General features: G+C 40.3%; 12 protein-coding genes and 2 riboswitches. Of the genes, 2 read left to right on the top strand and 10 right to left on the bottom strand.

Annotated features, from left to right (window positions below; all coding sequences use genetic code 11):
* Positions 1 to 250 precede the first annotated feature (250 nt).
* Positions 251 to 1,309 carry a sporulation integral membrane protein YtvI gene (gene ytvI / locus ACQKKO_RS00005; RefSeq protein ID WP_498643136.1) on the bottom strand — a complete coding sequence of 353 codons (1,059 nt, stop codon included), beginning with the start codon at positions 1,307 to 1,309 and terminating at the stop codon, positions 251 to 253.
* 198 nt (positions 1,310 to 1,507) lie between these two features.
* Positions 1,508 to 1,661: riboswitch (cyclic di-AMP (ydaO/yuaA leader) on the top strand.
* Positions 1,662 to 1,713: 52 nt separating this feature from the next.
* On the opposite strand from ytvI, the gene ACQKKO_RS00010 reads away from it, so the two are divergent.
* Together ACQKKO_RS00010 and ACQKKO_RS00015 are read left to right on the top strand one after the other, a co-directional pair.
* A complete protein-coding gene (locus tag ACQKKO_RS00010) occupies positions 1,714 to 2,382 on the top strand; it encodes a potassium channel family protein (RefSeq protein ID WP_498643137.1) in 669 nt (222 codons plus the stop codon).
* 1 nt (position 2,383) lies between these two features.
* Entirely contained in the window at positions 2,384 to 3,712 is a 1,329-nt protein-coding gene (locus tag ACQKKO_RS00015) for a TrkH family potassium uptake protein (RefSeq protein ID WP_498643138.1), read from the top strand.
* Between the two features lie 79 nt (positions 3,713 to 3,791).
* Here the strand turns inward: ACQKKO_RS00015 and sufB are convergent, their stop codons facing one another.
* The 9 genes from sufB to ACQKKO_RS00060 form a co-directional block, all read right to left on the bottom strand.
* Positions 3,792 to 5,189, bottom strand: a complete 1,398-nt coding sequence (gene sufB / locus ACQKKO_RS00020; protein WP_498643139.1) for a Fe-S cluster assembly protein SufB — start codon at positions 5,187 to 5,189, stop codon at positions 3,792 to 3,794.
* Positions 5,190 to 5,220: 31 nt separating this feature from the next.
* Entirely contained in the window at positions 5,221 to 5,661 is a 441-nt protein-coding gene (gene sufU, locus ACQKKO_RS00025; RefSeq protein ID WP_479828254.1) for a Fe-S cluster assembly sulfur transfer protein SufU, read from the bottom strand.
* The gene (locus tag ACQKKO_RS00030) at positions 5,651 to 6,871 is read right to left on the bottom strand and encodes a cysteine desulfurase (RefSeq protein WP_498643140.1); all 1,221 of its coding nucleotides are present in this window, start codon (positions 6,869 to 6,871) and stop codon (positions 5,651 to 5,653) included. Before ACQKKO_RS00030 ends, sufU begins: the two co-directional genes overlap by 11 nt.
* Positions 6,871 to 8,172 (bottom strand): Fe-S cluster assembly protein SufD, encoded by a 1,302-nt coding sequence (gene sufD, locus ACQKKO_RS00035; protein ID WP_498643141.1) that lies wholly within the window; start codon positions 8,170 to 8,172, stop codon positions 6,871 to 6,873. The genes ACQKKO_RS00030 and sufD overlap by 1 nt, the downstream gene beginning before the upstream one ends.
* A gap of 33 nt (positions 8,173 to 8,205) precedes the next feature.
* Positions 8,206 to 8,991 (bottom strand): Fe-S cluster assembly ATPase SufC, encoded by a 786-nt coding sequence (gene sufC / locus ACQKKO_RS00040; protein WP_479828248.1) that lies wholly within the window; start codon positions 8,989 to 8,991, stop codon positions 8,206 to 8,208.
* Positions 8,992 to 9,185: 194 nt separating this feature from the next.
* Complete coding sequence (locus tag ACQKKO_RS00045; RefSeq protein WP_498643142.1) at positions 9,186 to 9,575, bottom strand: carboxymuconolactone decarboxylase family protein; 390 nt, start codon at positions 9,573 to 9,575, stop codon at positions 9,186 to 9,188.
* Between the two features lie 108 nt (positions 9,576 to 9,683).
* Positions 9,684 to 10,550: a MetQ/NlpA family ABC transporter substrate-binding protein gene (locus ACQKKO_RS00050; RefSeq protein WP_498643143.1), complete on the bottom strand. Its 867-nt coding sequence runs from the start codon at positions 10,548 to 10,550 to the stop codon at positions 9,684 to 9,686.
* 23 nt (positions 10,551 to 10,573) lie between these two features.
* Positions 10,574 to 11,242, bottom strand: coding sequence for a methionine ABC transporter permease (locus ACQKKO_RS00055; protein ID WP_498643144.1), 669 nt, complete (start codon positions 11,240 to 11,242; stop codon positions 10,574 to 10,576).
* Positions 11,235 to 12,260: a methionine ABC transporter ATP-binding protein gene (locus ACQKKO_RS00060; protein WP_498643145.1), complete on the bottom strand. Its 1,026-nt coding sequence runs from the start codon at positions 12,258 to 12,260 to the stop codon at positions 11,235 to 11,237. The genes ACQKKO_RS00055 and ACQKKO_RS00060 overlap by 8 nt, the downstream gene beginning before the upstream one ends.
* Before the next feature lie 78 nt (positions 12,261 to 12,338).
* A riboswitch (SAM riboswitch) is annotated at positions 12,339 to 12,455 on the bottom strand.
* Positions 12,456 to 12,506 lie beyond the last annotated feature (51 nt).

The following is a 12,506-nucleotide window of genomic DNA, read 5'->3' on the forward strand; positions in this document are numbered from 1 at the left end:
TTTGATGTTTTGTGTGATTACTTGCATCTTAACGGAGGACTTTTTTTGTGTAAATAGGTCAAAAGAAAACCCACAGGAATGCTCCTACGGAACAGAACGCGGTGAAGACACTGTAGCGGCGCCCTTCCCGCGAAAGGGGCTGAGGCCGTTCCGCGCGGGTGCGAGGGATTCTCCAGTAGCGGATTTGTTGCTATGTTCGAGATTTAATCCTCAATTTTAAGCTATGTCCCGCTCTCTTTATTACATTAGGTTAGATTCGTTTAGGCATTTTTATGATACCTGCTTCACGTGCTGAGTTAAATCCAATCACAACGAGTGGACCAATAATTAAACCTGTAAAGCCAATCAATTGTGCTCCTAAATACATCGAAATCAGAGTAGCTAAAGGAGAAAGGCCAATTTGCTCACCCATCACTTTAGGCTCAATGGTTCTTCGCATAATTAAAAGGATAGCCGCAAGTACAAATAATTGAATACCTGTAGACGTATCTCCAGTTAACAAAAGGTATGTTGCCCAAGGTGCCAAAATAACAATTGAACCGATCAATGGAATAAAATCTATGATCCAGATGATGATTGCCATGGTTAACGCAACGTTTGGTGTAATGATAAAGAGCCCAATTAACGAAACAATGAAGATTGGAATACTGACTATAAACTGAGCTTTTAAAAATCCAGAAATGACCTTGGAAAATCGTCCAACCATAAACTGAATTCGTTGATTGACTCCCTCAGAGAAATTGCTATAGAAAGCAGTTTTAAGTCTTGGCATTTCAACCATAAACAGAAACAACGCAATGATAAAGACAAGAAACGAAACTAAGTAGCCAGGAATTCTCGTAAGTGCAGCTGTAATGGCCGAAATAATATCTAATTGAATGACTGTTGATCGCATTTCATTTAAGAATAATGTAATTTGCTCATTGATGGATGAAAGAACAACGTCAGGAAAGTTTGAAAAACTGGTTTCAACTTCTATAACAAAGGCGTTCCAACTCTCATTAATATTTGTTAGATAGGAAGGGAGATTCTCAAAAAAGGAAATCCCTTGAGTAATCAATTGTGTAATAGCCACAAAAAAGAAGGTCACCATAAATAACAAAAACAACGTAAAGATAATGGTTACAGAGACCACACGGTTTACCTTAAGTAAGTGACTGCACCACTTCACAAGTGGTGTCAGGATAAGCCCAACTATAAATGCCGAGATAATAGGGTAAGAAACTGGAATAAGGAAATAACCAATGCATAAAACAATGACTGGAATTAGGAATAAATTAAAGTACCTTTGATAGGTAGGAGATAACAAAAGACTCCCTCTTTTCAGATATATAGTTAGTGATTTACTTAAAATTATATCACGAAAACACCTCTAACTAACGTTCCCATTTTCTGTATTTAAAAAAATCTAATTAAATATGAAAGAACAAGGTGCTTTTATAACGACAAAAAAAATTAAGTTGACACTTGAATTTTATAGGAGTAAATTACTTCTGACAACTTCATTTTCTTCAAATCGCTTAATTTATCTTTTGATAAAACGGGAGAGAAAGAACAGACAAACGCACACTGTAACGTCCTGGGGTGAATCTAATTATAGAAGGGGCACTCATGGCTCCTAATCCGACAACTAATCTCGTAAGCGTTCATATTGAGGGACGAAGGATAACTGAACATCATAGATATGTTCATAAATGGAGAGGACGAAGAATGATGGCGAAACATACGCACAAACAAGTTGCAGTGATTGGATTAGGTCGATTCGGAGGAAGTGTGTGCAAAGAGCTTTATAAGTCTGGACATGAAGTGCTTGCCATCGATCGAGATGCCGATCGAGTCAATGAATACGCAAACCATGCAACTCATAGTATCCAAATGGACACGACAGATGAACAAACGCTATCCTTAGCTGGCATTACAAATTGCAGCCATGTGGTGGTGGCCATAGGAAACGACATACAATCAAGTATCCTGACAACGCTTGTATTAAAAGAGCTAGGTATTCAAAATGTCTGGACAAAAGCTCAGAATGAACATCACCATAAAGTATTAGAGAAAATTGGAGCTGACCGCATTATCCATCCAGAGTATGAGATGGGTATTCGAATTGCTCAGTTCATGGATACCAAAAAAATCATTGACTATATCGATCTTGAAGATGACTACAGTATCGCTGAGCTATATGCTACGGATAAAGTAAATGGCAAATCACTTGGTTCGTTAGATCTAAGAAGAAAATATAAAATAAACATCTTGGCCATAAAAAGAGAAAACCGGCTCAATGCATCGCCAATGCCAGAGGCCGTTTTGCAAACAAATGATTTACTCATTATCATTGGTCTAAAAAAAGACATTAAACGCTTTGAAGAGAAAGGCCTCTGAGATGAGCATAATAAAGAGAGTTCTTTTTCATAGATCTCCACCCCAGACGCTTGCGTTAGGTTTTTTCTTTATTATTCTTGTAGGAACCATTCTGTTAATGCTTCCCATCGCCACACATCAACCAATGACTATACTAGATGCCTTCTTTACAGCTACTTCGGCTACAACTGTAACCGGCCTTGTCGTTTTAGACACGGGTGTCGATTTTACGCTATTTGGCCAGACCGTCATTATGATCTTGATTCAAATTGGTGGACTTGGTCTAATGACCTTCACTATTTTTATCGTACTCCTACTAGGCAAGCGAATTGGATTAAAAGACTTAGTGCTTGTACAAGAATCCTTTAACCAGCATGCAATGGGCAACATGGTTCAACTAGTTAAACTTGTTCTACTTTTTTCAATCAGTATGGAATTGTTTGCCACAGCCCTTCTTGCCTTTAGATGGGTTCCCGAATATGGATTAGGCGACGGATTATTTATGAGTTTATTTCATTCCATTTCCGCTTTTAACAATGCCGGTTTTTCAACTTGGTCTGATAGTTTAATTGGCTACCAAGGAGACCCTCTCATAAATAGTGTAATCACCCTGTTATTTATTACAGGTGGGGTAGGATTCACAGTGATTTATGAACTTGTGTCTAAGCGAACATTTAAGCATCTCTCCCTGCACACAAAGGTTATGTTAATTGGAACATTAAGCATAAATGTTGTCGCGACGCTTCTAATATTCGGTTTAGAATATGGTAATCCGGCAACGATCGCTACCCTACCTTTAGGTGATCAGCTTTGGAGCTCCTATTTTCAAGCTGTTACACCAAGAACGGCTGGGTTTAACTCACTTGATACGGGTAGTATGGAAAGCAGCTCGCTATTTTTAACGATGGGTCTAATGTTCATTGGAGCAGGGAGTGCTTCTACGGGAAGTGGGATCAAGCTCACGACCTTTCTTGTAACGATCATTGCTATGATTAGTTACATCAGAGGAAGCAAGGAACCTGTTATTTTCCAGCGTGCCCTTGCCCCTGCAATTATTACACGTTCTTTTGCAATCATTGTGACGAGCTTACTATTTGTATTAGGAGGAATCTTCGTACTGACAATTACTGAGGGCGCAACGTTCCTTGAACTTGCATTTGAAGCTTTCTCTGCGTTTGGAACAGTCGGTTTATCCATGGGTATTACAGCAGATTTATCTGTAGCAGGAAAGCTAGTCATTTGTCTACTTATGTTTATTGGACGAATTGGTCCTATTACGTTTGCTTTTGCCTTAGCAAAAGCCGACAAGAGAAAAGTACAATATCCTAAGGGTGATATTTTCACTGGATAAACACCCTCTTTAACACTCAAGAATTTAATTCTATACAAAAAAGCGAGCCCACTAAGGACTCGCTTTTAATATTTCCTAATTATCCAATTGATCCTTCCATTTCAAAGGAGATCAGACGGTTCATCTCAACTGCATATTCCATTGGAAGTTCTTTGGTAAATGGCTCGATGAAGCCCATAACGATCATCTCTGTTGCTTCTTGCTCAGAGATTCCACGGCTCATTAAGTAGAAGAGTTGATCTTCAGATACTTTTGATACCGTCGCTTCGTGCTCAAGCGTGATGTTGTTATTTAAGATTTCATTGTAAGGAATCGTATCAGATGTGGATTGGTTATCCATGATTAGAGTATCGCACTCAATCTTAGATTTTGATCCTTCTGAGCGACGTCCAAAGTGGCAAATTCCACGGTATGTTACTTTACCACCATGCTTAGAAATCGATTTAGATACGATTGTAGAAGAACAGTTAGGTGCAAGGTGAGTGACTTTCGCTCCTGCATCCTGGTGCTGTCCTTTACCAGCGATAGCGATGGAAAGGATTGTTCCTTTTGCTCCTTCTCCACGCATGATCACGGCTGGGTACTTCATTGTTAATTTAGATCCAATATTTCCATCAACCCATTCCATTGTTGCGCCAGCATCTGCAACCGCACGTTTTGTCACGAGGTTAAAGATGTTAGGTGCCCAGTTCTGGATGGTTGTGTACCGGCAATATGCATTGTCCTTAACAATGATCTCAACTACTGCACTGTGAAGTGAGTTTGTTGTGTAAACTGGTGCTGTACAGCCTTCTACGTAGTGAACAGAGCTATCTTCATCAGCGATGATCAACGTACGCTCAAACTGACCCATGTTCTCAGAGTTAATACGGAAGTACGCTTGTAGAGGCGTTTCCGTTTTTACACCTTTAGGTACATAGATGAATGATCCACCAGACCATACAGCTGAGTTTAGTGCAGCAAATTTGTTATCCGCTGGAGGGATAATGGAACCAAAGTGCTTTTTGAAGATATCTTCATTTTCACGAAGAGCTGAATCTGTATCTTTAAAGATAATTCCAAGATCCGTAAGCTCTTGCTTCATGTTGTGATAAACAACCTCAGACTCATACTGTGCAGATACACCAGCAAGATACTTTTGCTCTGCTTCAGGAATCCCAAGCTTATCAAACGTGTTTTTAATTTCTTCTGGTACCTCGTCCCAAGAGCGTTCTGTTTGCTCAGATGCTTTTACGTAATACGTAATATCATCAAAGTCTAGCTCTGAAAGATCGCCGCCCCATTGAGGCATAGGCATTTTGTAGAAAAGCTCAAGTGATTTCAGACGGAAGTCAAGCATCCATTGCGGCTCATCCTTCATACGTGAAATTTCTTCAACGATTTCTTTTGTTAGGCCACGTCCAGAACGGAAGATCGATACGTCACGGTCTGAAAATCCATATTTATATTCACCAATATCAGGCATTTTCTTTGCCATTGTGAATCCCTCCTAATGAGAATCAACTTGCTTATTTGTCTTTCTCGTTCAGCCCTTGTTCCATTGCCTTCCAGGCAAGAGTGGCACACTTTATGCGAGCAGGGAATTTAGTAACTCCCTGTAATGCTTCAATGTCACCTAAATCAAACAAGTCTTCATCATAGTCCTTACCAAGCATCATGTTAGAGAATATTTCAGACATCTTTAATGCATCTTCGACTTTCATACCTTTAATGGCCTGAGTCATCATGGATGCAGATGCCATACTGATTGAACAGCCTTCTCCTTCAAATTTAGCGGCTTCGACCTGTCCGTCTTCCACTTTCATTTGAATTTGAACACGATCTCCACAAGTAGGATTATTTAAGTTCACGGTTAATGTATCGTCAGAGAACTCACCTTGGTTACGAGGGTTCTTATAGTGATCCATAATCACCTGACGATAGAGCGTGTCGAGATTATTAGAAGCCATCACCGAAATACTCCTTTGTTTGAACTAATCCATCTTTTAAAGCGTCAATGTCTTCCTTCGTATTGTACACATAGTAGCTGGCACGGGCTGTTGCAGAAACCTTAAGCCACTTCATTAAAAGCTGTGCACAATGATGTCCTGCCCGAACAGCAATGCCCTCAGCATCAAGTACTGTCGCAATATCATGCGGGTGGATATCATCTAATTGGAAAGTCACTACACCGGCCCGTTCTTTTGGACCAAAGATCGTTAATCCGTCAATTTCTGATAAGCGCTCAAACGAATAAGAGACAAGCTCCTGCTCGTGAGCCTTAATTGTATCAAGCCCTAAATCTTCTATAAAATCAATGGCCGCACCAAGTCCAATCGCACCAGCAATGATTGGTGTGCCACCTTCAAACTTCCAAGGAAGCTCTTTCCACGTGGATTCATATAACCCAACAAAGTCAATCATTTCGCCACCGAACTCATACGGTTCCATGTTCTGAAGCAATTGCTTCTTCCCATATAATACACCGATTCCGGTAGGTCCACCAAGCTTATGTCCTGAAAAGGCAAAAAAATCGCAATCCAATTCCTGGACATTCACCTTCATGTGAGGAGCTGATTGAGCTCCGTCCACGACCATAACGGCTCCATGCTGATGAGCAAGCTGTGTTAACTCTTTAATTGGATTAATGGTTCCAAGCACATTTGACACTTGCATCACAGATACGATTTTTGTGTTTGATGAAATCGTCGTCTGTGCCTCGTCCATATCGATCGTGCCATCTTCAAGTAGTGTTAAATACTTAAGAGTTGCTCCTGTCGCTTTAGCTACTTGTTGCCAAGGAATGATATTACTATGATGCTCCATCGGAGTGATCACTATTTCATCACCTTCCGTTAGGTTCGCTGTTCCATAGCATCTGGCAACAAGGTTAAGTGCCGTTGTTGTCCCACGAGTAAAGATGATTTCTTCAGTAGAAGCAGCACCAAGAAAAGCGCGAACCTTTTCTCTAGCCCCTTCATACTCATCTGTTGCCATAGTCCCAAGTGTATGAACACCTCTGTGTACGTTTGAGTTGTAGCGACGATAGTAATCATCCAGCTTCTCAATCACGGTATAAGGCTTTTGAGAAGTGGCGGCACTGTCAAGGTAAACAAGTGGTTTACCATTAACATGTTGATCAAGAAGCGGGAAAAGCTTCTTGATTTCAGCCGCATGCATTACTTAACTTTCCTTTCAATCGCTTCACGTAGACGTTCTTTTACGGAATCGATTGGAAGTTCATTTACAACAGGGGCAAGGAACCCGTGAATAACCAAGCGCTCTGCTTCTTTACGAGAAATTCCACGACTCATCAAGTAGAACATTTGAAGTGGATCAATACGTCCAACGGATGCAGCGTGACCTGCCGTTACATCATCTTCATCAATAAGAAGGATTGGGTTAGCGTCTCCTCTTGCCTTCTCGCTAAGCATTAAAATACGTTCTGTTTGCTCACCGTTTGACTTAGATGCACCATGCTCAATCTTAGAAATTCCGTTAAAGATGGTTGATGCAGATTCCTTCATTACACCATGTTTTAAGATTTGTCCGTCAGAGTTTTTACCGTGATGGAAAATTGTCGTTGTGATGTTTTGTTTTTGAGAACCTGTACCAACTGTTACAGACTTCGTATCAGCTGTAGAACCATCACCAATTAGATGAGTTGTATTTTCAGCCACTGTATTACCGTTGTTCATTAGACCAAGAGCCCATTCCAGACGGCCATCTCGAGCTACATGTCCACGACGTACAATATACGAAGTGACTTGATCATCCAAGTTATCGACTGCACCGAAGGAAACGCGTGCATTCGCACCAACGTGTACTTCAGCAATAATGTTTGCAAGAGATGCTTTATCCCCAGTAGATGAGTAGTTTTCAACGTAAGTCACAGAGCTGTTATCTTCAGCCACAATGACAACATGGTTAAACAATCCACCATCTGCTTGGTTTTGCGCATACACAGCTTGTAATGGAAGCTCTACTTCTACGTTTCTTGGAACGTAGACAAACACTCCACCAGCCATAAGTGCTGCATTGATAGCCGTTAAACGGTTTTCCGTAGAATCAACGACTTCAGTAAAGAGGTATTTCTTCAACAAATCAGCATGTTCTTGAACTGCTGTACGCAAGTCTGTGAAGATGACACCCTGCTTAGCAAGCTCTTCAGATACTTTGCTGAATGTTGTATCTCCGTTTTCTTGAACGATTACGTTTTGTACATCTTTCTCAATAAGAGATTGGATGCTCTCAGGAAGAGCATCCAGAGATGTTACCACTTTATTCTCAACTAGCTCATGTGTAAAAGAAGTAAAGTTCCATTTTTCAATCTTTGTTTTATCTGGTTTAGGCAATTCAAGTGATTCCACCTGAGAAACGGCGTTTATACGCAGTTCATTTAGCCATTTTGGTTCGTTCAGTTCCTTAGATAATGTTTGGACAGCATCCTGCCAAACTTGTACGTTTGTCTCAACTGGCATATATACCCACCCTTTATTGTTGATCTACTTTTATTATGCTTCCTGATTTACGCGCTCGTCTTCAATACCAAGCTCTGTTTTGATCCAGTCATAACCTTCTGCTTCAAGACGTTCTGCAAGCTCTGGACCACCAGATTTAACAATACGTCCTTGCATCATAACGTGGACTTTATCAGGAGTAATGTAGTCCAACAGACGTTGGTAGTGAGTAATAATTAAGCAACCGAAATCTTCTCCGCGCATTTCGTTTACACCTTTTGAAACAACTTTAAGTGCATCAATATCAAGACCAGAGTCAATTTCATCTAGAATCGCAATTTTCGGCTCAAGCATAAGAAGTTGAAGAATTTCGTTACGTTTCTTCTCTCCACCTGAGAATCCTTCGTTAAGGTAACGTTGAGAGAAAGATTGATCCATATCTAGTACATCCATTTTTGAATCCATTTTACGAATGAATTTCATTAGAGAGATTTCTTCGCCTTCTTCTTTTCCAGCATTAATTGCTGAACGAAGGAAGTCTGCATTTGTAATTCCACTGATTTCACTTGGGTATTGCATTGCAAGGAAAAGACCAGCTTGTGCACGCTCGTCCACTTCCATTTCACGTACATCTTCACCATCAAGATGGATTGAACCACTTGTGATTTCATACTTAGGATGACCCATAATTGCAGAAGCTAACGTTGATTTACCTGTACCGTTTGGCCCCATGATTGCATGGATTTCTCCACCTTTTACGTCTAAGCTAAAATCTCTTAGAATGTGTTTTCCTTCTATTGAAACGTTCAAGTTCTCAATTTTTAAATGTGATGCTGCCATTTTCACTACCTCCAATGTATGTGCTGTACAAACAAAATTCACACAGCCGTTCAATTTACTTATTATCATTCTATTCTCATTCTAATCTTATAACAAATCCAACCTGAGTTCAAGGTGTCGAGCCTACTAGGCGAAACTTCATTATAACAAAAAAAAGTAGCAACACCAAAGGGTGCTGCTAGATCTCATTGTTATTATTGAAACGCTTGCTTTGTTGATTTGTTTCCAAGCTTCTGTATCGCCTCTTGGACAAGGGTTACACCTTGGCTCATTGCAGCTCCGCCACCAAATGCTGCTGCTACTCCGACCGACTCAAGTATTTCATCTTCACTACATCCTTGGTCAAGACATCCTTTTGTGTGGTAAATAATGCAATACTCATCCTGAGAATAAACACTAATTCCAAGGGCAATTAATTGTTTCCCCTTTTTCGTTAATGTACCTTCTTCAAAGCAGGACTCTGTGAACTTATTATAACTCTTCGCAATGTGAGGTAGCTTCTGTGTAAATGAATGAAGCCCTTCTTTGTACGTGTGAAGTGCCTCTTGAATCGTATTATCCTGCTTAGATTGTTGCTGTTCCATGAGCCTCAAACTCCTTCTACTTATATATTCGTATGTCAGTAGTATGAGCGGGTTGGTGAGAAGTTATGCGATGAAAAAAGCACACCCGAGTTAGGTGTGCTTTATCCTTTATTCTTGTACAGGTACAACTGCACCTTCATATTTCTCATTAATGAAGGTTGTAATCTCATCAGAATGCAGAACTTCAACTAATTTTTTGATATTTTCACGTTCCTCATCACCTGCACGTACAACAATCAAGTTAGCAAATGGGTTTTCAGCATCACCAGACTCGGTAATAAGACCGTCATCTGTTGGATTCAGGTCAATTTCAAGTGCATAGTTCGCATTAATAATCAACGCATCGCCTTCATTGTTTTGATACAGTTGAGGTAGAAGAGATGCATCTACATCATTTCTAAATTGAAGGTTTTTTGGATTTTCTTCAATATCATCTAATGTTGCTTCATAGCCAACGCCATCAGCAAGTGTAATTAAACCTTCTTGAGCTAATAAATGAAGTGCGCGTCCTTCTTCAGCAACGTTATTACTAAAGATAATCGTGCCACCTTCAGGAATATCATCAGCACTATCATATTCGGATGAATACAGTGCATACGGCTCAATGTGAATAGCACCAGCTACAGCAAAATCATAACCAAATTCTTCTGTTTGCTGATCAAGGTAAGGCTGATGTTGGAAGAAGTTTGCATCTACTTCTTCATCGTCTAAGGCAATATTTGGAATGTTGTAATCCTGAGCAATGATTACATCAAGCTCAATTCCTTCTTCTTCTAAAGTACTAGCTGCTTCTTCTAAAATCTCTGCATGAGGTGTATTAGAAGCACTGATTTTAATAGTTGACGTTTCCTCTTCTGCTGGAGTGTCTCCTCCTGTGCTACCTTCATTGTTACTTTCATCGTCCCCAGAAGTTCCGCATGCCGCTAGAGCTAATACAAGACTTGCTGTTCCAAGCGTACCTAAGATTTTTTTCATGTTTCCATCCCCCATCTGATTTTTTAGCGTTTATCTGTTTTATATGTGAGAAGGTCGCCGATCCACTGTACAACAAATACGATTAGTAGAATGACAACTGTAGCCACCAATGTTACATCACTATTATTTCGTTGGAACCCTTCCTGGTAAGCAAGTGTTCCGAGTCCTCCACCACCAACAATTCCAGCCATGGCCGTGTATCCGATCATTGCAATTGTTGTAACTGTAATACCTGAGATAAGTGCAGGTGTAGATTCTGGTAGTAATACTTTAAAGATGATGGTTGAAGATGTTGCTCCCATCGATTGGGCCGCTTCAATCACACCACGGTCAATTTCTCTTAAAGCAATTTCAACCATACGTGCATAAAATGGCGCCGCCCCAATAATCAGTGCAGGCAAGGCAGCAGTTGGTCCAAGAATTGTCCCAACCAATAACTTAGTAAATGGAATAATTAAAATCAAAAGAATGACAAATGGTATCGATCGTGTGATATTTACATAAGCACCAATCACCGTATTAATCGGCTTATTGGCCCATAAGTTACCCTTACCAGTTAAATATAACAGTAATCCGAGCAGAATACCAAGAATAAATGTAGCGATTAAAGAAATTCCTGTCATATAGATGGTTTCAAGGGTTGCATCCCAGATACGATCCCAACGAACATTTGGAAATAATGCTTCAGTCACGGCGTAACACCTCCGCTTCAACCTCTTTGGTCATAATATAATCTAATGCTTTTTTCTTTTCTGCATCATCACCGGTAATCTGGATAAACAAGGTTCCATACGATCCACCTTGAACCTTTGTAATCTTACCGTGAAGAATGGATACATCAATTGTAAATGTACGAATGAGTTCTGAGATTAATGGTCGTTCTGCGCTCGTTCCTGAGAACGTTAACTGAACAATGTCTCCAGATCCTGCATCGTCTAAAAGCTCTTGGATGGTTTCTTCTGTATCATCGTGCTCTGTAATTTGTTTAAGGAACTCTTTTGTCATTTCTTCCTTAGGGTGTCGGAACACATCAAGTACAGGGCCTTTTTCAACGATTTGTCCATTCTCCATTACAGCTACCTCGGAACAAATCTTACGGATAACATGCATTTCGTGTGTAATCAATACAATCGTTAGCTTAAGCTTCTGATTGATATCCACTAACAAATCTAAGATGGATTCAGTCGTTTTTGGATCCAGGGCTGAAGTGGCTTCATCACATAGGAGCACCTTCGGATTGTTTGCAAGAGCTCTTGCAATTCCCACACGCTGTTTTTGTCCTCCACTTAGCTGAGAAGGATAACTTGCATCTCTTCCATCCAGCCCAACAAGCTTAATTAGTTCCTTAACTCGTTGATCTTTTTCTTCACCTTTAACCCCTGCGATTTCGAGAGGAAAGGCGATGTTATCGTATACCGTACGAGACCATAGTAGGTTGAAGTGTTGAAAGATCATTCCCATTTCTTGACGGGATCTCCGGAGCTCTTTTTTTGATAAATTGGATATGTCTTCTCCATCTATGTTTACTTCGCCACTAGTCGGGCGCTCTAACATGTTCAACATACGAATGAGTGTACTCTTTCCTGCACCACTATAACCGATGATGCCAAAGATACCGCCTTTTTCGATTGTTAAGTCAACACCATCTACTGCAGTAACGGCTCCACTTTTTAATTCAAAAACTTTCTTTAATCCTTTAAGTGTTATCACAAGCGTAATCCTCACTTTCTATTCGTACTAAAACAAAAAAACCTCATGCAGATAAGCAGAAGGTTTTCATATATCCCTCTCTCATCTGTCAAAGCAACATTCGTTACTTTGCTGGAATTAGCACCTGCAGAATCTGTGAGATTCCGTGGTTGCCGGGCATCGTAGGGCCAGTCCCTCCGCCACTCTTGATAAGAGTTTATTTAATTTTGTACTAAGTTGGGAAAATCATAGCATGCAATCATAAAC

Source organism: Alkalihalobacillus sp. NPDC127517 (genome assembly GCF_050276055.1).
In the GTDB taxonomy this organism is placed as follows: Bacteria; Bacillota; Bacilli; order Bacillales; family Bacillaceae_D; genus Alkalicoccobacillus.